Consider the following 22,472-nt stretch of genomic DNA (forward strand, 5'->3'; position numbering starts at 1 on the left):
TTCGTTTCTATTACATCACTTCAGATTCTTGATCCAGAACCGACGATCATCAACGGTAAAGTTCTGGTCGTAACCCACCAGCGTCAGCAGCGACCCCACATAGTAGAGCCCGAACTGGTTCATCACCCAACTGTCCATGGCAGGGTCGCTGGGCAACTTCATATACGGCGGCGTTGGCCCATCGGTGCGCACCTGGCCAGTGGTTTTTCCTGAAATGGAAAAGCTCTTCCAGGTCAACACGAAGTTGTTGGACTGCTTGGGCAGCTCCGGTGCACAAAGGGAAAGATTACTGAAGCGCTCAGGTCGCTTGGCATCGTGCCAAAGCACTGCATCAAAATGAATGCAGTCGGTGGCCTTGAGGGTGAGGCTGCGGCTCAGGCTAAGTTGATCAGCCGGAATCTCCAGGTTAGTGATAACCACCTTGGGCCACTCAGGTGCACGCCCATCTTTCGAGAGGTTCTGGCGCAAGGCGTTGTACAGGGGTGACCGAACCAAGCTGTTCTTGCTAGCACTCCCCGTCGATGCAGTGGCTGCCTGTTGCAGGTTGGCACCAATGGATTGACCAACCCCATTGAGCGAGTCCAACGCCCCCTGCATTTCGGTTGAAGAACAACCCGTCAGGAAAAAAGGCAGAAGCGCCAAGGCTCGGTATTTCTTCATTGCAGTCCCTCGCAAGGTTCATCGTTTGAATATTCGAAGCAAGTGTTCATCTGGCGGCTAACGGGCCTGCCCTGTCAGTGCATGGCATGGCAACTGCGCAGGCGCTACAGGCCTGAAAGCGAGAGTCAGATCGCCGGGATGAAGAAGAGTTCAATGGGTAGCAGCCGTAGTAAACCTGTGGGAGCGGCCTTGTGTCGCGATGGGCCGCAAAGCGGCCCCCGATGTCAGCATCTAAGCTGTGATGGAGCACCCTCCTCCCCAGAGCCCGCACCATGCCCGAACCACCTCGCGTCGACTGGCAACGCTGGCTGCCCGGCCTGGTTACCCTGCTCCACTACCAACGCGCCTGGCTCGCCAAGGACATCGCCGCCGGCCTGGTGCTGACAACCATGCTGGTGCCCGTGGGCATTGCCTACGCCGAAGCGTCCGGCGTACCCGGTATCTACGGCCTGTACGCCACCATCATCCCGTTGCTGGCCTACGCCTTGTTCGGCCCCAGCCGGATCCTTGTGCTGGGCCCGGACTCGGCACTGGCCGCGCCGATCCTGGCGGTGGTGGTGCAGTACGCCGCCAGCGACCCGCAGCGGGCAATCGCCATCGCCAGCATGATGGCGCTGGTCGCCGGGGCGTTCTGCGTGATTGCCGGCCTGCTGCGCCTGGGCTTCATCACCGAGTTGCTGTCCAAGCCGATCCGCTATGGCTACATGAATGGCATCGCCCTGACGGTGTTGATCAGCCAGCTGCCGAAACTGTTCGGCCTGTCTGTGGACAGCCAAGGCCCGCTGCGGGATATCTGGAACCTGATCCAGGCCTTGCTCGCCGGCCAGGGTCATTGGCCAAGCTTCATGGTCGGTGGCGCCAGCCTGGCGCTGATCCTGCTGCTCAAGCCCTTCAAGCGCGTGCCAGGCATCCTCATTGCGGTGGTACTGGCGACGCTGGCGGTGAGCCTGCTGGGGCTCGACCAGCAAGGCGTGAACGTGCTCGGCAAGTTGCCGCAAGGGCTGCCCAGCTTCGCCTTGCCCTGGGTCAGCGATATAGACCTGGTGGAGGTGCTGCTTGGTGGCATCGCGGTGGCGCTGGTGTCGTTCGCCGATACCAGTGTGCTGTCACGCTCCTATGCCGCACGCCTGAAAATGCCGGTCAACCCGAACCAGGAAATGTTTGGCCTGGGCGTAGCCAACCTCGCCTCGGGGTTGTTCCAGGGCATTCCTATCAGCAGCAGCGCGTCGCGCACACCGGTGGCCGAGGCAGCCGGCTCGCAAACCCAGCTCACCGGCATTATCGGTGCGCTGGCGGTAACCCTGTTGCTGCTGGTAGCGCCCAACCTGATGCAGCACCTGCCCAGCAGCGCCCTGGCGGCTGTGGTGATTGCCGCAGCAGTGGGGCTGTTCGAGTTCGCCGACCTCAAACGTATATTCCGCATGCAGCAGTGGGAGTTCTGGCTGTCGTTCACCTGCTTCGTCGGCGTGGCGGTGTTTGGCGCCATTCCCGGTATCTGCATTGCGGTGGCAATAGCGGTGATCGAGTTTCTGTGGGACGGCTGGCGGCCACACCATGCAGTGCTGGGCCGGGTGGATGGCACCCGGGGGTACCACGATGTGCAGCGTTATCCACAGGCACGACGCATTCCGGGGCTGGTGTTGCTGCGTTGGGACGCGCCGCTGTTCTTTGCCAATGCCGAGCAGTTCCAGAGCACAGTGATGGCGGCTGTAGACGAGTCGCCGACGCCGGTGCAGCGGCTGCTAATAGCCGCGGAACCGGTGACCAGTATCGACATCACCTCGGCAGACATGCTGGCCGAGCTGGACCGGGCACTGGAGGCACGAGGGGTGGAATTGCAGTTTGCCGAGATGAAAGACCCGGTAAAGGACAAGATGCGGCGGTTCGGGTTGTTTCAGCATATGGGGGAAAAGGCCTTTCACCCCACGGTGGGTGCCGCTGTGGATGCCTATCTGGAAGAAAGTGGGGTTGATTGGCAGCCCTAGGTTCCCTGTGCTGGCTGCTTCGCGGACTCACCCGCGAAGCAGCGCACGCCGAACCCGAAGCCGGTCAATCCAGATCAACATGGCACTGGCATACACCGAGACCGCCAGAAACAAGGCCATGCGCACCGCAAAGGCCTTGTACACATCCTGCCCACCCGCACTGTCCTGCACCGACTGCCCCAGCAAGATCAGCATGGTGGTCAGGCAACTGACCCAGTACGCCGGGCTCTGCCGGTTGGGCACCGCCTGATACAGCCGCCGCGCCTGCCACAGGACGAACAGCAGCACCCAGAGGAAGAACATCCACAGGTGCACGAACAGGCTCAACGCGCCCCACATCAGTATCGCCAGCAGACCGGCAAGCAAGGTCGAACCAATCAGCTCTCGGCTGGCGTGCCGCGCGCGGGTTTCGCCCGCTTGTTGCCCCACACTCACTGCCTTCATGATCAGCGGCATGTACTGGTCCGGGGCAATCAACGCCAGCAGAAACGCAGGCATCACGATCAGCGTGGCGCGCAATGCCACCCAGCTGACATGCTCGCTGCCCGGCAGCGGTGGTACCGGTTGCGCCGGTGCTTCCGCAGGTTCGGGAAACAGCACATGCGCCAGCGCCGTGCCCAGCACTGCCAGCAGCATGCCTTTGGCCAGCGCTTCGACCACCGACAGCGCCAAGGTGAAGTCGCTGGTGCCGGCGGCCGCGATCATGGTCAGGCCGACCACCATCAAGTTCGCCAGCAGGCCGTTGCCGCCCTTCAGCGCGTAGCGCAAGGTGAGGAACACACCCACGCCCACCAGCAATACCCCGCTCACCGGCGCGTGACGCAACAGCGGAACCAGCAATAGCCCGCTGCCACAGGCGAGCAGTACCAGCACCGCCAAGGCCGGCGCCGCTCGCAGAGGCAATGGCTGGCTGCGCATGGCCAGCAACAGCACGGCGAACACCGGTGCCAGGATCGGCACCGGCAAGCCGATGCCAAAACTCACTGCCAGGCACAGCGCCACACCCCAGGCCAGGCGCAGGGCCCGCAAGCGGCGCAACTCAATAGGCATAGGACAACCAGCTCATCAGCCACATGAACAGCCGGCCCAGCAGGTTCAGCGGGTTACCTTCGCTGGGCAACGCCATGACCTCGGCCTGCCCGCCTACCCGCAGCCCGCGCTTGTCCGGCAGCTGATCACGCTCCAGCTCGACAATCACCGGAAAGCGCTGGGCCGAACGCAGCCACTCGCGGCTGTTCTGCACGGTGGGCAATGTGCCCGGCGGGGTGCCCTGGCCCACGCTCACGCCGTAGCCGATGCTGCGGATATGCCCCTTCAACACGGTGCCGGGCAATGCATCAAGCACTACCAGCACCGGGGTGTCGGGGCGCAGGCGGCCGAGGTTGTTCTCGGTCATGTCGGCACTTATCCACACGTCATGGATACTGATCAGGGTCATCATCGGGCTACCCGCCCCGACATAGTGGCCAACATCGGTGCGCAGGTCGGTGATGAGCCCGTTGGCATCGGCGCGCACCACGGTACGAGCAAGGTCCAGGCGGGCCTTTTCCACATTGGCCGCGGCACTGCGCAGCTGGGCGTTGTCATCCTGTGCCCCGCCCTGCTGCTCGCGGGCGCGCTGCACTTCGGCACGGGCCGCTGCCACCTGGCTGATGGCCTGGTCGCGGGTGGCCTGGGCGCCTTCCAGGCGGCGCACCGATACCGTGCCGGGGTCCTCATCGATCAGGCGCTTGAGCCGCTCGGCATCCTGCCGCGCCTTGCGCTCGTTGGCCTGAGCGGCCACCAGCGCTGCCTGGGCCGAATCGATGCCAGCGGTACTGGCGCCGATCTGCCGGCGCACCGTATCGAGGTCTGCTTCGGCGCGGGCCAAGGCAATGCGGTACTGCTCCTGGTCGAGTTCGAACAGCACATCGCCCTGGCGCACTTCCTGGTTGTTGCCTACCGCCACGCGCTTGATCTGCCCTGCCACCTCGGCGGCCACCGGTACCACGTAGGCCTGCAGGCGGGCCTGCTGGGTGTATGGCGTGAAGCGGTCGGCCAACAGGTACCAGAGCAGGCTCACGGCGATCAGCAGCAGCACCCAGCGCATGCCGCGATCAGGGGCTGACGGGGGCATGGCGTCGCTCATTGGCTTTCACCTTGTGCATGTGCGGTGGGGGCTGGCGGGTCGAGCAGGTCGCCCCAATCAGTGCGTTGCTGCATCTGCTGACGCGTGGCCGGGTCGATCGGTGCGCGGCGGGTGTCCCAGCCACCGCCCAAGGCCTTGTACAAGCTCACCAGGCTGCTGACGGCGTTGCCGCGGCTGACCAGGTAGCCATCCTGTTGTTGCAACAGCAGTTGCTGGGCGTCGAGCACGCGCTGGAAGTCGGCGAAGCCTTCGCGGTACTGCGAGCTGGCCAGGTTCAGCGAGCGTTGCGCAGCCTGGGAGGCCTGGTCGCGAATGGTTGCACTCTGCAGCGAGCGCACCAGCCCGCTGGCGGCATCGTCGGCCTCACGGGCGGCTTCGCGCACGCTCTGGTGGTACAACTCGATCAGTTGCTGCAAGCGGGCATCTTCTACCCGCACGGCATTCTTGCGCCGGCCATAGTCCAACGGGTTCCAGATCAGGCTGGGCCCGGCGGCGATGTCGAAGGTATTGGGCAGGTGGCTGGCCGAGACGAAGCTCCAGCCGATGCTGCCCAGCAGGCTCAGCTGTGGATAAAGATCCGCCTCGGCCACGCCGACCAACGCCGATTGCGCCGCCACTGCCTGCTCGGCGGCGCGGATATCCGGGCGGCGCTGCAGCAGGCTGGCAGGTACGCCCTGCAACACTGCGCGGTCTGGCAGCGGCAGCTGGCCATGGCCGGGCTCCAGCTGCGGCAGCGGCCCGGGTGGGCGGCCCAGCAACGAGCACAGCACGTTACGCAGGGCGTTGAGCTGGTTCTCGAATTCGGGGATGGTGGCCAGGGTTGCCAGGTATTGAGTGCGCGCTTGCTGCCAGTCGAGTTCGTCATTTTCGCCATGGCGGAACAACCGTTCGGTGATCTCCAGGCTGCGCGCCTGGCGCTTGCCGTTCTCTTGCGCGATAGCCAGCCGCGCCTCCGCAGTACGCAGGGCAAAGTAGGTGTCGGCCACTTGTGCACGCAGCAGCAGCATGGCGTCGGCATAGTTGGACTGAGAGGCGAAGTACAGGGCATCGGCGCTTTCGATGGCGCGACTGAAGCGGCCCCAGAAGTCGATTTCCCAGCCAATGTCGAAGCCGACACTGGATTGCCAGAACACCGAGTCGCGCGCAGTGGCAGTGCCGGACTGGTTCTGCTTCAGGTACAGGCTCTGCGCACTCAGCTGCTGCAGCTGTGGATAACGCCCGGTCTGCACGATGGCCAACTGGGCACGGGCTTCAGCAATGCGCAGGCCAGCCACGCGCAGGTTGGTGTTGTTGGCATCGGCCTCGGCAATCAGCGCATCCAGCTTCGGGTCGGCGAATACCGCCCACCACTGGCGCAGGTCGGGTGTTGCGGCGCTGCGCCCTGCCTGCTCCAGCAATGGCGTGCTCCAGCCGTCCAGCCACGGGTGTTGGGGCTTTTCGAAATCCGGGCCGACCTGGGTGCAGCCGGCCAGCACCATCAGCAACCCTAGGCCATAGCAGTGGTTGGGCATGGTTCAAGCAGCAGGGGGTGCCGGTTGCTCCGGCACCTGCAGCGCTACCCATTGCCAGAACAACACGTAGGTCACACCAAGGATCACCGGGCCGATGAACAAGCCAATGATGCCTTTGACCACCATGCCACCCAGTGCTCCAATCAGCACCACCGGCATCGGTACGTCCACCCCGCGCCCCAGCAGCAGTGGTTTGAGCACGTTGTCGGCCAGCCCGGCGACAAAGGTGTAGATGGCAAAGATGATGGTGGCCACAGTGAAGCCTTCGACGTTGAACACGTAGATGATCACCGGCAGCGTGACCAGGGTGGCGGGTGCCTGGGCAATGCCCAGCATGAGGATGACGATGGCCAGCATGCCGGCCCCGGGCACACCTTTGATCACAAAGCCAACCCCGATCAGCAGCATCTGGATGAAGGCGATGCCGATCACGCCCTGCGCCACCGCGCGAATGGTGGCGGTACACAACTTGGCCAAAGGTTTGCCGCGCTCTTCGCCCGATACCCGCATGGCGATACGCTGCGCGGCGACTTCACCGCGGTCACCGAAGGCCATGATGACTCCGGAAATGATGATCGCACCGATGAACAGAAAAAAGGCCGCACCGGCGCTGGCCGCAGCGCCTAACACCGTAAGCCCGGCACCCTTGATTTGCGGCATCCACTGATTCAGTACGCTGGCCATGTTTTCGGAGGCCGCCAACCATAGCGCATGCACCTTCGGCCCGATCAGTGGCCAGGCGGCCACAGACTCAGGTGGCGTCGGCACGCTCCAGGCCCCGCTCTTGAGCAACGTCACCAGGCTGTCCACCGACTCGCCGATGGACATTACCACCAGGTAGATCGGCACCAGCAGCACCACCAATACCAGTAGCACCACCAGCGTCGCCGCATAGCCATGCTTGAGCCCGGTACGGCGCTGAAGGCGGCAATGCAACGGGTACAAGGTAACCGCCAGGATCACCGCCCACAGCATCAGCTCAAGGAACGGCTGGAACACCTCGAACGCGAATATCACCAAGGCAGCCACCAGGCCAGCCTTGATCAACACATCGAGCAAGCCCCGCGACAGCGCACTGTCCAGCTTGATACCCGGTTGCATGCTGCACCTCCGAACATTCAGTTCGCGTGTGTCTCGATTCAGGGGTCCGTTTCCGGGGTTGCCTGCGCGGGGGGGACGTCGCGCAGCCGCCGCGCCAAAGCCATCATCACCAACGGCACCACGGCCATCGACAGGGTGATGGCCAGTACCAGCAAGTCATGCACCTGTGGCGACAACACCTGATGGTCCCGCGCCAGCTTGAACACCACGAAGGCGAACTCGCCCCCAGAGGCCAGCACCACGCCCAGGCACAACGCCTGGGACGGGTTCAGGCCACCGGCCATGCGCCCCAGGCCATACAGCAACGGCAGCTTGATGCTCACCAGCAGCAGCGTCAGCCCCAACACCGCCAGCGGCATGCCCAACAGCAGGTGCAGGTCGGCGCTCATCCCCACGCCCACGAAAAACAGCCCCAGCAGCAAGCCCTTGATCGGTTCGACCTGGGTTTCCAGCTCGTGGCGAAACGGCGACTCGGCCATCAGCACGCCGGCCAGAAATGCCCCTAGCGCCATCGACACGCCTATGTGCTCCATCAACCAGGCGGTACCCAGCACCACCAGCAAGGCCGTGGCGGTGGACAGCTCAGGCAGCCCCGAACCCACCGTCCACTTGAACACCGGGGTCAACAGATAGCGACCAAAGATAATCAGCACACCAATGCCCGCAGCCACAGCCAGCAACGGCCAGGCCCCTTCGTCGGCGGTGCTGACATTGCCACCGAGCAGCGGCACAACGGCAATCAAGGGAATGGCGGCGATGTCCTGGAACAGCAGGATGGCCACGGCCAGGCGGCCATGCGGCTTGCCAAGGTCCTTGCGCTCGGCCAGTACCTGCAAGCCAAAGGCAGTGGAAGACAGCGCCAGGCCTACGCCGAGCACGATGGCAGCCGGCCTGGACTGGTCGAACAGCCAATAGGCCAGCAGCCCAAGCACCACGGCGGTCAGCCCCACTTGCAGCGTACCCACACCGAACAGCGCCCGGCGCATGGTCCACAAGCGCCGGGGCGATAGCTCCAGGCCAATGACGAACAGCAGCATCACCACGCCCATCTCTGACAGACGCGCCACGTTATCGGGGTTGTTCAGCAGGCCGAGCACCGAGGGCCCGATGAGCATGCCGGCCAGCAGATACCCAGGCACAGCGCCCATCCGCAAACGCTGCGCCAGTGGCACCAGAAGCACCACGGCCAACAGGAACACCACCGTCGCCTGCAACAGGCTGCCGTCATGTGGCATGAGCTCTTACCCTCGCAGCTCCCCGCAGGAAGGGGTTCAGAAGCGTTCTTCGACGACCTTGAACGGGTAGGCCACAGCCTTGTACTTGCCGATCTTGCCGCGCTTGGGCAGCTTCACCACCTGGTCACGGGTGATGTCCTTGTACGGAATCCGGCTGAGCAAATGGCTGATGATGTTCAGCCGGGCGCGGCGTTTATCGTTGGAATGGGCCATGAACCACGGCGCCCAGGCGGTATCCGACGCGGCGAACATGTCGTCACGCGCCTGGGTGTAGTCATCCCAGCGGGTATACGACTTGAGGTCCATGGGCGAAAGCTTCCACAGCTTGCGGCCATCGTTGATGCGATCCTGCAGGCGGAGGGTCTGCTCCTCGGCGCTGACCTCGAGCCAGTACTTGATGAGGATGATCCCCGACTCGACCATGACCTTTTCGAACACGGGCACACCGGTGAGGAACTTGTCGACGAGTTCGTCGGAGCAAAAGCCCATTACCCGCTCGACGCCCGCACGGTTGTACCAGCTGCGATCGAAGATCACCACCTCGCCCGCTGCGGGCAAATGCCCCAGGTAGCGCTGCAGGTACATCTGGGTTTTTTCCCGCTCGGTCGGTGCCGGCAGCGCCACCACGCGAAACACCCGCGGGCTGACGCGCTCGGTAATGGCCTTGATGGTGCCGCCCTTGCCGGCGCCATCGCGGCCTTCGAAGACGATGCATACCTTCAGCCCCTTGGCCACCACCCACTCCTGCAACTTCACCAGCTCCACATGCAGGTGCTTGAGCGCTTTCTCGTACGCCTTGCCGCCCAGTTTTTCTGGCTGTTCCTGGGTGGGTTTCTTCCTGGACGGCTTCGACATGACACTCTCCTGAAGGCGAATGAAGAGTCAGTATGGTCGATTCATGACGGTTTGCCGCTTCGAGGCGGGGCTGCGTGCAGCCCCGAAGAGGTACTATTTGGCCAGCTTGTTGTAACTGGTCATCAGGTTGCGGTAGTCCGGGATATGGTTGGAGAACAGGGTACCCAACCCCTCGACGTCGTTACGCCAGTCCCGGTGCAGCTCGCAGGCCACGCCAAACCAGGTCATCAGCTGCCCCCCGGCGGCCTCCATGCGCCGCCACGCCGAGTCACGGGTCAGTTCATTGAAGGTGCCAGAGGCGTCGGTGACGACGAACACCTCAAAGCCCTCCTCCAGCGCCGACAAGGCCGGGAAGGCCACGCACACCTCGGTGACCACACCAGCGATCAGCAGCTGCTTCTTGCCAGTGGCTTTTACCGCTTTGACGAAATCTTCGTTGTCCCAGGCGTTGATGTTGCCGGGGCGTGCGATGTAGGGGGCGTCAGGGAACTGCTCTTTCAGCTCCGGCACCAGCGGGCCGTTGGGGCCGGTCTCGAAGCTGGTGGTGAGAATGGTCGGCAACTTGAAGTACTTGGCCAGGTCGGCCAGCGCCAGTACGTTGTTCTTGAAACGGTCGGGGTCGATATCCCTTACCAGCGAGAGCAGACCGGCCTGGTGGTCGACCAGCAGGACGGCGGCGTTGTTCTTGTCCAGACGCTTGTATTGGAAGGTCACGGTGAACTCCTTGCTTCAGCGGGTTGGGAGTATCAGCGTAGGCAAGGATCAAGGGTGGGACAGACCGTCAGTCGGTTCGCTTGTTGTTGCCTGTACCGGCCTCATCGCCGGCAAGCCAGCTCCCACAAGGTACTGTGTCTTCCTTGGGCATCAGGCACGGGGAGATGGCAGAAATGTGGCTGAACATTCGCTGCTGTGAGATGACAGTTGGATAACTGAGGCAGATCTCAATGGGAGCGGGACGTAGCCTATTTGGCGACCCGACGATACTGCTGCTTGGGACTGCGAGGTGAATCGGGATCTGTCATTTCGATCAAGCCAGCAGCCAAGGCCGGGTGCAAATAACTCTTACGGAATGTGGCACGGTGCGAGAGACCCAGCTGATGCATGAGATCACTTGTCTTCAAAGCAACACCAGCGGGCAGCACCTTGAGAAGATTCGCTACTTGGTCGGTTACTTGGTCGGTTACTTGGTCGCTCTCTTTGGCTTCTACAAGCGCACTTAGCAACGCTTCAAGCATGTACTCGACAAACGGGGTAGCTTCAGCAGCCTGGTCAGCCGCAGCCAGCGCTGCGTAGTAAGCGTCCTGCTGCTCACGGATAACGGTTTCGACCGGCAGGTAGGCCATCGCTGGTCGCCACCGGCTAAGCAGAAGGGTTTGCCATAGCCGTCCCATGCGCCCGTTGCCGTCAGCAAACGGGTGGATGAATTCGAATTCGTAGTGGAATACACAGCTGGTAATCAGCGGATGCCAATCGTTGTTCGAGAGCCAATCCAATAAATCGTGCACCAGTGTCGCCACCCGGCTGGCCGGTGGTGCCATATGTAACAGGCGAGAACCCCGATAAATGCCCACTCCACCGCGCCGGTAACGCCCAGCGTCGTCTATCAGGCCATGCATCAGCATCCCATGCGCGGCAAGCAGGTCGCTCGGGGACTCGGCACGCCAGTCAGGCATCGCATCGTAGGTAGCAAATGCATTGCGGACCTCCTGAATTTCACGCGGCAGACCTAGAACACGCTTGCCATCCAGCAGCGCGGTTACCTGCTCGACGCTCAGGGTGTTGTTTTCAATGGCAAGCGACGCCTGAATGGTACGAATCCGGTTCCCTCGCCGAAGTTGCGGCGTAAGCGCTGCATTGCGATAGGCAGTCAATAACCCCACTTGCTCACTGACTTCGGCAACCAGAGCCAGAATCCGGGGGGTCACCGTCAGCGGTGGTTGGTAATTGCTCATTGCCTGCAACCTGAAGGGGTGGTGAACGACGCCGGCCATGGAAGGGATCGTGGAAATGCTGGATGCCACAGCTGCAGACACCTTAATCGACACGTTACGCGAGGGTAAAGGAAGCATTGCCATCACTTCACAAATTCCTGAACTGATTATTTGCCTCCAGCGATTTGTCCCCTCTTCAACCACCACCAGAATCGCTTCACCATAATCACAAAAACCGTGAGGCCACTCCCGTGGACCAGACCCTTCAGGTGCGCCAAGCCGCCGCCGACCTCGTTGCCGCGTTCGCCAGCAACGACACCGCCCGCTATTTCGCCTGCTTCAGCGAAGACGCCACGTTCCTCTTCCACACCTTGCCGCAACCGCTGCTGTCGCGCCGTGCCTACGAAGACCTCTGGGCGCAGTGGCAGGCCGATGGTTTTGCCGTGCTTGCCTGCGAGTCGGGCAATGCCCACGTGAGCCTGCAAGGTGACGTGGCGATCTTCATGCACGACGTGGCCACGTCTATCCGCATCGCCGGCGAAGAACACCAGTTGAGCGAGCGCGAGACCATCGTCTTCCGCCGCCAGGGTGACCAGTGGCTGGCCTGCCACGAGCACCTGTCGGTCGTGTCGCCGGCCTGAACATCTTTTTACGCGGCCCTGCCGCCCTGCCATCGCACCCACAAGAAGGCCCGCGCACGCGCAGGCCCACAACAACCGCGCTGGAGCATCACCATGAGCCACTCGACCGGTATCGAGACCAACGGCGTCGAACAGATCCCTGATGATCAACGCGACGCCTCCCCGCTGGACCTGTTTCGCCTGATTTTCGGCGGTGCCAATACCTTCGCCACCGCCGTGCTGGGCAGCTTCCCCGTGCTGTTCGGCCTGTCGTTCCAGGCGGGCGTGTGGGCCATTCTGCTCGGCGTTGGCGTGGGCGCGCTGATTCTTGCGCCGATGGGGTTGTTCGGTGCGCTTAACGGCACCAACAACGCCGTGTCGTCGGGCGCACACTTTGGCGTGCACGGGCGTATCGTCGGCTCGTTCCTGTCGCTGCTCACGGCGGTGGCGTTCTTCTCGCTGTCGGTGTGGAGCTCGGGCGATGCCCTGGTCGGCGGCGCCAAGCGCCTGGCCGGCCTGCCGGAAACCGACCTCACCCTGGGCCTGGCCTACGGCCTGTTCGCGGTGCTGGTGCTGGTGGTGTGCATCTTCGGCTTCCGCTTCATGCTGTGGGTCAACAAGATTGCCGTGTGGGCTTCGAGCCTGCTGTTCCTGCTGGGCATCGTTGCCTTTGCCGGGCCGTTCGATGCCGGCTACGCAGGTAGCGTCAACCACGGCCAGGCGGGCTTCTGGGCGGCGTTCGTCGGCGCAGCGATCCTGGCCATGAGCAACCCGGTGTCGTTTGGCGCCTTCCTGGGCGACTGGTCGCGCTATATCCCGCGTGCGACACCCAAGACGCGCATCATGCTGGCAGTAATTGCCGCCCAGGGCGCAACGCTGATTCCGTTCCTGTTCGGCCTGTGCACCGCCACCTTGGTAGCGACCCAGGCACCGGACTACATCGCCGCCAACAACTATGTGGGTGGCCTGCTGGCGGTGGCGCCAAGCTGGTTCTTCCTGCCGGTGTGCCTGATTGCGGTGATCGGCGGCATGTCCACCGGCACCACTGCGCTATATGGCACCGGCCTGGACATGTCCAGCGTGTTCCCGCGCCTGCTCAGCCGCGCCGGCGCCACGCTGCTGATCGGTGTGCTGGCGATCGGCTTCATCTTCGTCGGCCGTTTCACCTTCAACCTGGTGCAGAGCGTGTCAACCTTTGCGGTACTCATCATCACCTGCACCAGCCCGTGGATGGTGATCATGATCCTCGGCCTGATCACTCGCCGCGGCTTCTACCACGCCGATGACCTGCAGGTATTCACCCGCGGCCAGCGTGGCGGCCATTACTGGTTCCTGCATGGCTGGAACTGGCGCGGCATGGGGGCGTGGCTCCCCAGCGCGGCGGTCGGCCTGTGTTTCGTCAACCTGCCGGGGCAGTTCGTCGGCCCGCTGGGTGACCTGGCTGGCGGCATCGACCTGAGCCTGCCGGTCACCCTGGGGCTGGCAGGCGTGTTGTACCTGCTGCTGCTCAACTTGTTCCCTGAACCTGCTGGCGTGTATGGCCCCCGGGGCCCGCGTTGGGTGCGTTGCAAAAGCACCGCGCACACGCCTGTGACCACTGCCGAAATGGCCTGACTGGAAACCGACCATGACCAATTCCCACTACATCGCCGGCCGCTGGGTCGAAGGCCAAGGCAGCGACTGCATCAGCGTCAACGACCCTGCGCTGGGGCAACCGTTCGCCGAGTTCATGGCTGCCAGCGTGGCCCAGGTCGACCAGGCCGTAACCGCGGCCCGCAGCGCCCTGCCCGCCTGGAAAAGCACCAGCGCCAGCGAACGCGCGGCCTACCTGCGCGGCTTTGCCGAACAGCTCGGGCAACGCCGCGAAGCGCTGATCGCCTTGCAAATGCGCAACAACGGCAAGCCGCGACACGAAGCCGAGATCGATCTGGACGACGCCATCGCCACCTTCGGCTACTACGCCGAGCTGGCCGAGCAACTGCCTGCGAAGAATCGCGACGTGCCACTGGCCGCCCCAGGCTTCACCGCGCGCACTCGCCTTGAGCCGGTGGGTGTGGTCGGCCTGATCGTGCCGTGGAACTTCCCGCTGGTGACCAGCGCCTGGAAGCTAGCCCCGGCGCTGGCTGCCGGCTGCACCGTGGTGCTCAAGCCGTCGGAAGTCACCCCGCTGATCGAACAGGCCTACGGCCAGATCGCCGACGCTCTGGGCCTGCCGGCCGGGGTGCTGAACATCGTCAACGGCAAGGCCGAGACTGGCGCCGCACTGAGCAACCACAACGGCCTGGACAAACTGTCGTTCACCGGCAGCAACAGCGTCGGCAGCCAGGTAATGCGCAGCGCGTCGGCACAGTGCCGGCCGGTGACGCTGGAGCTGGGCGGCAAGTCGGCCATCGTGGTGTTTGACGATTGCGATGTCGATCAGGCGGTCGAGTGGATTGTCGCCGGCATCAGCTGGAATGCCGGGCAGATGTGTTCGGCCACCTCGCGGCTGCTGGTGCAGGACGGTATTGCCGATGCGCTGCTGCCGCGCTTGCAGGCGGCACTGGACAACCTGCGGATTGGCAACCCGTTGACCGAAGAGGTCGACATGGGCCCGCTGACCAGCCAGGCGCAGTGGCTGAAGGTGGCCGGCTACTTTGCCACGGCGCGCGAGGAAGGCTTGCAGTGCCTGGCCGGTGGCAAGGCGCTTGACCGTGACGGCTGGTTCGTCAGCCCTACGCTGTATACCGATGTGCCGAAACACAGCCGCCTGTGGACCGAGGAAATCTTTGGCCCGGTGCTGTGCGCACGCCGGTTTGCCAGTGAAGAGCAGGCGATTGCCGAGGCCAACGACAGCCGCTTCGGGCTGGTCGCGACAGTGTGCTCTGCCGATTTGGACCGCGCCGAGCGCGTGGCCGATGCGCTGGAGGTTGGCCATGTGTGGATCAACTCGGTGCAGGCGGTGTTCGTCGAAACCTCGTGGGGCGGTACCAAGGGTAGCGGCATCGGCCGTGAACTGGGGCCTTGGGGGTTGTCGGCCTACCAATCGGTCAAGCATGTGACGCGTTGCCTCGGCTGATATCGCAAGGGGCCGCGTTGCGGCCCATTCGCGGGTAAACCCGCTCCCACAAGTACGGTGCTGTCCTTGAAGATTGCACTGAACCTGTGGGAGCGGGTTCACCCGCGAAGAGGCCGGCACAGGTAGAACAAAACTCCGCCCCGCGTGACTTTCCCCGCCCGCTGCAAAGTCCCACTTCCTGGTACCCCAACAATCACAACACCAGGCCGGACCACCCATGCACCCTCAACGCACCGCCTTGCACAACGAATTGCACGCCCGCCCGTCGCTGTACTTCGACGGCCCGGCGCATGTCTTCCACCTGGCCTTGCTCGGCGGTGATGCTGCCTGTGCAGCGCTGCTGCAACGCTGCTGCCCGGAGGCCCCGGACACCGCTGCCGCCCAGGGCATCACCCGCCTGGATGGCCACCCGTTCAAGTGGGAACGCCACACCGAGTTCTTCACCCTGACACTGGTGGTGCCCTGCAGTAACACCGGGACTGAATGGCAGCCCCTGCCGCCGGTGCTGGCCGAGGCGATTGCCCCGCAGGCAGCGCAGGTAATCAATGCAGTGCAGGTGCTGGTGCGTGACGAACAGGGGCTGGACCTGCCTCGCTATGGTTTCAAAGACCCGTGCGGCTCGTGCGTTGGCGGGGGCGATGCGGTGGTGTGGAGCGATTTCCGCCTGACAGAAGATGGCACCAACCGCTTCCTGTTCATCAATCGCCGCCTCAATGCCTATCGACAGGGCCGCATGATCCGCCGCCTGCTCGAAATCGAGACCTACCGCATGATGGCCTCGCTGACCTTGGCCACGGCCAAGGCCCTGAGCCACGAACTGGACACTTTCGACAAGACTTTGGTCAGCCTCTCGGAGCGCAGTGCCGGGGGGGACGGCCATGACTCCAAAGGGCTGCTGGACGCCATTGCCCACTTGTCACGCCAGGTGGTCAGCCACACGGTAAAGACCCGCCACCGCTTCGGCGCCACACAGGCCTATGCGCAACTGGTGTTCGAACGCTTGGGCGAGCTGCGCGAAAGCCATGTAGGCGACTGCCAGCGTCTGGGGGTGTTCATCGAGCGTCGGTTCAAACCGACTGTGCGCTATTGCGCGGCTACCGAGCAGCGGCTGGAGCAACTGGCGAAGAACGTGGCAAACCTGGGCGACCTGTTGCAGGCGCGGGTGCAGGTAGAGATGGAAGAACAGAACGCCGAGATCCTGCGCAGCCTCAATGCACGCGCTGATGCCCAGGTGAAGATCCAGCGGGCGGTAGAGGGGCTGTCGATCATTGCCATCACCTACTACCTGCTGAATTTGTTCAAGCTGCTGTATGGCGGGCTGAATGTGCTGGGGTTGGGGCTGACGGCGCGCGATGGATTGCTGGCCATGGCGCCGCCGGTGCTGCTGGTGTTGTTGGTGATTCTGCTGCGGATCAAGCAGGCCAAGCAGCATTGAATTCGGGGGCGCTATGCGCCCCCGCTCTTTACACCGACTCGTCAGCGGGGCGCGTACCCTCTTGCACCAGCACCATGCTCTGCGGCGAAGACAGCGGAATGCCTTCATCACGCAGCCGCCCAAGAATGGTGAACAGCAGGTCGCTACGGGTACCTGATACCTGCCGCGGCCCCGCCACGTAACCACTGACGCCAATCACCATGCCACTGGCAGTCAGGTCCTTGAACGACACCGAAGTGGCGGGCGCATCCAGAATCGCCTCATGCTCGTGGTACGCCGCCAACAACAGTTCGCGTACCCGGTTGGCATCGGTCTCCAAGGGCAAGGTCAGGGTAATGCCGACCACGCCCAGCGCATTGCCCATGGTCACGTTGCGCACGTTCTGCGAAATGAACTGCGAATTGGGCACGATCACCGTCGAGCGGTCGGACATCTGGATTTCGGTGGCGCGCACATTGATGCGGCGGATATCACCCTCGACACCCGCCAAGCTGACCCAGTCACCCACCTTGACGGGGCGCTCGGTGAGCAGGATCAGGCCGGAGATGAAGTTTTGCACGATCTGCTGCAAGCCAAAACCGATACCCACCGACAGGGCACTGACTACCCAGGTGAGGCTGGTGAGGTTGATGCGCAGGGTCGACATGACCAGCATGGCCAGGAACAGGAAGCCCAGGTAACCCACCAGGGTCACCAGCGAGGCCCGCATGCCGGCGTCCATGTCGGTTTCCGGCAGCAGGCGATCACTCAGCCAGCGCTTGACCACGCGAATGGCGAACAGGCCGCCGAAGAAAATCGCCAGGGCCAGCAGGATGTCCTGCGGCACGATGTTGAGGTTGCCAAGCAGCTTGCCGCCGGTGCCGTCCCAGTCGCCCAGGCTCATCAGCAGCTCGCTGGGGCTGGTGCCCGACGGCATCAGCGTCAGCAGCAGCGCCAGAAACAGCACGATGGTGCGGCCGATGCCGGCCAGGATGGTGCTGGCCTGCGCCTGGTGGCGAGGCGCCAGGCCCAAGGTGGAGGCCAGCGCCAAGCCACCTGGCTGACGTGGCGACAGCAAGGTTTCGCACAGGTCACCGAAGAAGGTGGTCAGCAGGTAGGCACAAGTGACCACCAGGCTGACCCACAGCAATTTGGCGGTGAGGAAGTACGCGAGCGTCAGGTAGCCGGCGAGCAGAGCCAGCAAGATCAGCGTCAGCCAGATGACCATCACGAACGGGATAAGCCCGGCGAGGCCCGTGGGGCGCTCCAGGTCATGCTTGCGCAAGGTTCGGCGATAACGCAGCAGCGCGCCGGCAAAGATGAATGCCACGACCAGCGCGGTGAGGCCATTGACCGCCACGGTCAGCGCCAGGCTGGCGCCGATGACGCTGTTGATGCGCTCCAGGGTCATCATCACCATCAGCGCCAAGGCCAGTACCTTGGGGAACCAACCGAGCGCACTGGCCACTTCGTCATGGATCGACGGCAGGCGCCAGGACGGACGCTGCAGCATCAGCATGGCGCGGCCCAGGCCGGTGATGAAGGCGCTGAACACCACCAGGGTGAGAATGTGGTTGACCAGGCTAGCGATATCCGAGCCCAGCTCGGCGCTGCTCTCCAGCCCCCAGCGCAGCAGCGATACAGAACCGGCAATGGTACCCAGGGTTGCCAGGCTGACGCCCAGGGCCAAGGCGCTGCGGCGCAAGCGGCCTTCGGGCAACCAGCCGACCATGGCACTGGCCAGCAGGCGCTCGAGCACGCGCCGCACCAAGGTCCAGACCAGAACCGCCGCCACCAGGCTGGCAATGAACAGCCAGCGGTTTTCGGCGCTGAAGGCACTGCCGATAGCGTCAGCCGCCTCGCCGCGCAGGTCACGCAGACGCGCCACGTCGTCCTGGGTGGGGCGGATGATGCTCTGCCAGAACGCCGGGGTCAGTGGCGAGGCCGCACGGCTGGTAATTTGCGAGTTGAACTGGCTACGGCGCAGGTTGACGATTTGCGTGGAAAGGTCGCGGGCCGACTGATTCAGCTTGGTGGCCTGGTCCTGCTGGGCTACCAGCGCTTTTTTCTCGGCCTCCAGCGCTTTGCGCTGCTGGGTCAGGGTGGCGGCCTCGTCCGGCTGCACCGGGCCGATGACCTTGAGCTTGTCCTCGAGCTTTTCTATGTCGGCGGTGCGCTGTGCACTCAATGCATCAGCCTGGCGCTGAACCTGCATCGCCGCCAGGCGCAACTGCGACAGCAAGTCGTCGTTGGCCTCGCTGGTGACGCCCTGGCGGATCAGGTCCAGCCGGTCGCTCAGCTGTTCGATGCTGGCGTTTTCATCCAGCGCTGGCGCTTCGGCAGCCGCCAGATTGGACAATGGCGTGGCCGGCGCCGACCAGGCCGGGCTGGCAATGGCCAGCATCAGGGCCAGCAGGACCATCAGGCCTGGGCAATAACGGGCAAGGCTGACACGCCTCATCGAAGTATCCTCTTTACAACTCGATTTGGCGGGGGATTCTACGCGGCTTCAGGCAATCAGGAGAGTGCCGTCTCTCGCTTGAGCAGTTGCTGTTTGCGCTCGACACCCCAACGGTAGCCGCTGATGTCGCCGTCCCGACGCACCACCCTATGGCAGGGGATGGCCACGGCGATGTGGTTGGCCGCACAGGCCATGGCCACTGCGCGCACCGCTTTGGGCGCACCGATACGTTCGGCAATGTCGGTGTAGCTGACCCGGCTGCCGGCCGGCACCTCGCGCAACGCCTGCCACACCCGCTCCTGAAACGCCGTACCTTGCACATCCAGGGGCAACGCCAGGCCCAGCGCCGGGGCTTCGACAAAGCCCACCACTTCGGCGACCAACTGTTCGTAGGCGCTGTCGCCACCGATCAGGCGGGCCTTGGGGAACTGGTCCTGGAGGTCGTGCAACAGGGCCTCGGGGTCGTCGCCAAGCAGAATCGCGCAAATACCCTTCTCGCTCTGGGCCACCAGGATCGCCCCCAGCGAACACTGGCCGAGGGCAAAGTGGATGGTTGCCCCGGCACCGCCGGCACGGTACTGCCGGGGGCGCATGCCCAGGCGCTGGTCGGCGCTTTCGTAGAAGCGGCTGTTGGAGTTGAAGCCGGCATCGTAGATGGCGTCGGTGACTGAACGCTGGCCATCTTCCAGGTGCTCACGCAGGCGCCGGGCACGGAAGGCGGTGGCATAGGCCTTGGGGGTAACGCCGGTTTCGGCCTTGAACAGGCGGTGCAGGTGGAAGGGGCTGACGGCGAGTTGCGCACCGAGCTGGTCGAGGCTGGGGGCGGGGTCGATGGTTTCGATCAGGCGGCAGGCGCGGGTGACCAGTTGGCTGTGGCGGGTGGTGCTGGCCTTGCTGACACAACGCTTGCAGGCACGGTAGCCTGCGGCTTCGGCAGCAGCGGGGGTGTCGTAGAACTCGACGTTGGTGCGCTTGGCCATGCGTGATTTACAGCCGGGGTGGCAGTAGACGCCGGTGGTGCGGACGGCGTAGACGAAGTGGCCTGTGGCGGTGGAGTCGCGGGACTCGACGGCTTGCCAGCGTTGGTCGGGGGTGGTGTAGAGCGTCATGGGTCAGCTTCCATATAAGTTGTCGCCTGTACGGGCCTCTTCGCGGGCACGCCCGCTCCCACAGGGCCTCTGCAGGGTTCGAGCCTTGCGCGGTCCCTGTGGGAGCAACTGCCCGCGAAGGGGCCCGTTCAGGCGATGCAAAAACCTCAGGCCCGCCACAGGTACCAGGCCGCCACGGTTCGAAACGGCCGCCAGCCGCCGCCCAGCGAGCGCATCTGCGCTGGTGTCGGCGCCTTGTCCAGCCCCTTCAGCCGTCGGTAACCCTCGCGCACGCCAAAATCATCTACGGGCAGAATGTCCGAACGCTCCAGGCTATAGATCAGCAGCATCTCCACCGTCCATCGCCCTACCCCGCGCAAGGCTACCAGGCGTTCGATCAGTGCCTCGTCGGCCATGGCCAATGCCTCTTCCCGCGTCGGCACCAGGCCTTCCAGCCGTGCCTGGGCAATGCCTTGCACCGTGGCCATCTTGCTTGCCGAGAACCCACAGGCGCGCAGGGTTTCCGGGCTGACCGTCAATAGCTGCTGTGGCGTCGGGAACGCATCCTCCGGGAACAACGCCAGCAGCCGGCCAAGGATTGCTTCGGCAGCACGGGCATGCAGTTGCTGATAGGCGATGGCCCGCACCAATGCCTCGTAGGGCTCACGCCCCGGCGTGGCCTGGTGCAGGCAAGGCCCGATTGCAGCAATGTGCCGCGACCAGTCCGGGTCGAGTGCTGCCAGGTATTCAGTGGCCTCGCAGTAGGCCTCGGGCGAAAGGTCGGCCAGAATCATGGCGCCTCCAACAGGTTGAATGCAGGCCCAGCTTAGCTCAGCCGTTCATCGGCTAAACGCCAATTCTTGCGCGGCTAATTCCTGGCATACCATTGCCCTGCGCCGCGTTCCCCGCATAGAATTGAGAACTATTCACAATCGCACAGTTCACAGGGCCGGGCCTTCGCTACGATGCAGATCAACGACACGCTCAAGCCGACCGAGGTCGCTCTGCTCTACCAGGCCCACCACAGCTGGCTTCGCGGCTGGTTGCGCAACCGGGTAGGTTGTAGCGAGCATGCCGCCGACCTGGCCCAGGATACCTTCGTGCGGCTGTTGCGGGCCCGCCAGGCTTCACCACTGAAAGAGCCACGCGCCTATCTCAGCAGCATCGCCCGTGGCCTGATGATCGACCAGTTCCGCCGTCGCGCACTGGAACACGCCTACCAGCAAAGCCTGGCCCACCTGCCCGAAGCCGAGGTACCCAGCGAAGAGCACCGCCTGGTCATTCTCGATGCCCTGGGCCGCCTCGACCGTGCCCTGCACCAGCTCAAGCCGCGTGTTCGCCAGGCGTTTCTGCTGGCTCAACTGGACGGCTTGAGCATCGTGCAGATTGCTCAGCAGCTGGAAGTGTCGCGGGCCACCGTCGAGCGCGACCTGGCCAAAGCCCTGGGCGTCTGCTACCGGTTACGTTATGCCGATGCATGAGCCCGCGCCGGCGCAGGCGCAGGTCGACCAGGCCATCGACTGGCTGGTGAAGCTGCGCTTCGACCGCCCCAGCGCACGTACCGAGCAGCAATTCCAGCACTGGCTGGCCAGCCACCCGCACAACCCGCTGGCCTGGCAACGGGTCAGCCAACTCGGCGACGAACTGGCCGGGCTGCCCAAGGACCTGAGCCGGCGCACCCTGGACGGCAGCCAGCGCCAGCGCAGCAGCCGCCGTGACCACCTCAAGTTACTGAGCCTGCTGGCCGTGGGCGGCAGCCTGGGCTGGGCCACGCGCGAACCTCTGGGCCTGCCGCAACTGCTGGCCGACAGCAGCACCGCCACGGGTGAGCGGCGCCAGTGGCAAGTCAGCGACGGCAGCCATATACAGCTCAACACTGCCAGCGCCATCGACCTGCATTACAGCGCCGAGCAACGCCAGTTGGAACTGGTACGTGGCGAGGTCAGCCTGGACAGCAACCCCGACGATACCCGCCCGTTTTACATCAACACCCGCATCGGCCCGCTGACCACCCTCAACGGCCAGTTGCTGCTGCGTGAAAATAATCAGGGTCTGCTGCTGGCAGTGCGACGTGGTGAAGTCACGCTGTTCCCCACGTCGGCCTCACCGCGCCAGGTGCATTCGGGCGAAACGGTACAGGTTGGGGCCAATGGCAGCGTCCACACGGTGGCGCTGCACAGCGACCCTTGGGGCTGGACCGACGGTGTGCTCAGCGTGCAGCAGATGCCACTGGGCGAGTTTGTCGCAGAGCTCGCCCGCTACCGCCCGGGCCTGTTGCGCTGCGCCCCTGAGGTGGCGAACTTGAAGGTGTCAGGCACCTATCAGCTGGCCGATACCGGTCAGATTCTGCAGTTGCTCACCCGCAGCCTGCCGGTGCGTGTCGACTACAAAACGCGCTACTGGGTAAGCATTGGCGCAGCCTGAA

Annotated in this window: 20 protein-coding genes; 8 read left to right on the forward strand and 12 right to left on the reverse strand. The window is 63.9% G+C overall.

Annotated elements, in window-relative coordinates; genetic code table 11:
- Positions 1-15: 15 nt before the first annotated feature.
- Positions 16-660 (reverse strand): hypothetical protein, encoded by a 645-nt coding sequence (locus N805_RS18575; RefSeq protein ID WP_026034409.1) that lies wholly within the window; start codon positions 658-660, stop codon positions 16-18.
- 272 nt (positions 661-932) lie between these two features.
- On the opposite strand from N805_RS18575, the gene N805_RS18580 reads away from it, so the two are divergent.
- The gene (locus N805_RS18580; protein ID WP_019470991.1) at positions 933-2,645 is read left to right on the forward strand and encodes a SulP family inorganic anion transporter; all 1,713 of its coding nucleotides are present in this window, start codon (positions 933-935) and stop codon (positions 2,643-2,645) included.
- Positions 2,646-2,672: 27 nt separating this feature from the next.
- Here the strand turns inward: N805_RS18580 and N805_RS18585 are convergent, their stop codons facing one another.
- The 8 genes from N805_RS18585 to N805_RS18620 all read right to left on the reverse strand — a co-directional run bounded on the left by N805_RS18585 (position 2,673) and on the right by N805_RS18620 (position 11,427).
- The gene (locus tag N805_RS18585) at positions 2,673-3,695 is read right to left on the reverse strand and encodes a DUF2955 domain-containing protein (protein ID WP_019470992.1); all 1,023 of its coding nucleotides are present in this window, start codon (positions 3,693-3,695) and stop codon (positions 2,673-2,675) included.
- Entirely contained in the window at positions 3,685-4,773 is a 1,089-nt protein-coding gene (locus N805_RS18590; protein WP_019470993.1) for an HlyD family secretion protein, read from the reverse strand. The genes N805_RS18585 and N805_RS18590 overlap by 11 nt, the downstream gene beginning before the upstream one ends.
- A complete protein-coding gene (locus N805_RS18595; protein ID WP_019470994.1) occupies positions 4,770-6,284 on the reverse strand; it encodes an efflux transporter outer membrane subunit in 1,515 nt (504 codons plus the stop codon). The genes N805_RS18590 and N805_RS18595 overlap by 4 nt, the downstream gene beginning before the upstream one ends.
- Before the next feature lie 3 nt (positions 6,285-6,287).
- Positions 6,288-7,385 carry an AI-2E family transporter gene (locus tag N805_RS18600; protein WP_019470995.1) on the reverse strand — a complete coding sequence of 366 codons (1,098 nt, stop codon included), beginning with the start codon at positions 7,383-7,385 and terminating at the stop codon, positions 6,288-6,290.
- Between the two features lie 38 nt (positions 7,386-7,423).
- Positions 7,424-8,620 (reverse strand): monovalent cation:proton antiporter-2 (CPA2) family protein, encoded by a 1,197-nt coding sequence (locus tag N805_RS18605; protein ID WP_019470996.1) that lies wholly within the window; start codon positions 8,618-8,620, stop codon positions 7,424-7,426.
- 36 nt (positions 8,621-8,656) lie between these two features.
- Entirely contained in the window at positions 8,657-9,475 is an 819-nt protein-coding gene (gene ppk2, locus N805_RS18610; protein WP_016501519.1) for a polyphosphate kinase 2, read from the reverse strand.
- A 93-nt stretch (positions 9,476-9,568) separates the two neighbouring features.
- Positions 9,569-10,189 (reverse strand): isochorismate family cysteine hydrolase YcaC, encoded by a 621-nt coding sequence (gene ycaC, locus N805_RS18615; protein ID WP_019470997.1) that lies wholly within the window; start codon positions 10,187-10,189, stop codon positions 9,569-9,571.
- Positions 10,190-10,437: 248 nt separating this feature from the next.
- Positions 10,438-11,427 (reverse strand): Fic family protein, encoded by a 990-nt coding sequence (locus tag N805_RS18620; protein WP_026034410.1) that lies wholly within the window; start codon positions 11,425-11,427, stop codon positions 10,438-10,440.
- 49 nt (positions 11,428-11,476) lie between these two features.
- On the opposite strand from N805_RS18620, the gene N805_RS30560 reads away from it, so the two are divergent.
- The 5 genes from N805_RS30560 to N805_RS18640 all read left to right on the forward strand — a co-directional run bounded on the left by N805_RS30560 (position 11,477) and on the right by N805_RS18640 (position 16,519).
- The gene (locus N805_RS30560; RefSeq protein ID WP_155412700.1) at positions 11,477-11,632 is read left to right on the forward strand and encodes a hypothetical protein; all 156 of its coding nucleotides are present in this window, start codon (positions 11,477-11,479) and stop codon (positions 11,630-11,632) included.
- Positions 11,633-11,657: 25 nt separating this feature from the next.
- Positions 11,658-12,047, forward strand: a complete 390-nt coding sequence (locus tag N805_RS18625; RefSeq protein WP_019470999.1) for a YybH family protein — start codon at positions 11,658-11,660, stop codon at positions 12,045-12,047.
- Positions 12,048-12,140: 93 nt separating this feature from the next.
- Entirely contained in the window at positions 12,141-13,640 is a 1,500-nt protein-coding gene (locus tag N805_RS18630) for a purine-cytosine permease family protein (RefSeq protein WP_019471000.1), read from the forward strand.
- Between the two features lie 13 nt (positions 13,641-13,653).
- Positions 13,654-15,084, forward strand: coding sequence for an aldehyde dehydrogenase family protein (locus N805_RS18635; RefSeq protein WP_019471001.1), 1,431 nt, complete (start codon positions 13,654-13,656; stop codon positions 15,082-15,084).
- Positions 15,085-15,301: 217 nt separating this feature from the next.
- Positions 15,302-16,519, forward strand: a complete 1,218-nt coding sequence (locus N805_RS18640) for a DUF3422 domain-containing protein (RefSeq protein WP_019471002.1) — start codon at positions 15,302-15,304, stop codon at positions 16,517-16,519.
- A 28-nt stretch (positions 16,520-16,547) separates the two neighbouring features.
- On the opposite strand, the gene N805_RS18645 is transcribed toward N805_RS18640, so the two are convergent.
- The 3 genes from N805_RS18645 to N805_RS18655 form a co-directional block, all read right to left on the reverse strand.
- On the reverse strand, positions 16,548-18,959 hold the full coding sequence (locus tag N805_RS18645; protein WP_019471003.1) for a DUF3772 domain-containing protein: 2,412 nt from the start codon (positions 18,957-18,959) through the stop codon (positions 16,548-16,550).
- A gap of 56 nt (positions 18,960-19,015) precedes the next feature.
- Positions 19,016-20,068, reverse strand: a complete 1,053-nt coding sequence (gene ada, locus N805_RS18650; protein WP_019471004.1) for a bifunctional DNA-binding transcriptional regulator/O6-methylguanine-DNA methyltransferase Ada — start codon at positions 20,066-20,068, stop codon at positions 19,016-19,018.
- A gap of 146 nt (positions 20,069-20,214) precedes the next feature.
- A complete protein-coding gene (locus N805_RS18655) occupies positions 20,215-20,841 on the reverse strand; it encodes a DNA-3-methyladenine glycosylase family protein (protein WP_019471005.1) in 627 nt (208 codons plus the stop codon).
- Between the two features lie 171 nt (positions 20,842-21,012).
- Between N805_RS18655 and N805_RS18660 the strand changes: the two genes are divergently transcribed.
- Positions 21,013-21,528, forward strand: a complete 516-nt coding sequence (locus N805_RS18660) for a sigma-70 family RNA polymerase sigma factor (RefSeq protein ID WP_019471006.1) — start codon at positions 21,013-21,015, stop codon at positions 21,526-21,528.
- Positions 21,515-22,471: a FecR domain-containing protein gene (locus tag N805_RS18665; protein ID WP_019471007.1), complete on the forward strand. Its 957-nt coding sequence runs from the start codon at positions 21,515-21,517 to the stop codon at positions 22,469-22,471. The genes N805_RS18660 and N805_RS18665 overlap by 14 nt, the downstream gene beginning before the upstream one ends.
- Position 22,472: the final 1 nt, after the last annotated feature.

The organism is Pseudomonas putida S13.1.2, assembly GCF_000498395.2.
Classification (GTDB): domain Bacteria; phylum Pseudomonadota; class Gammaproteobacteria; order Pseudomonadales; family Pseudomonadaceae; genus Aquipseudomonas; species Aquipseudomonas putida_Q.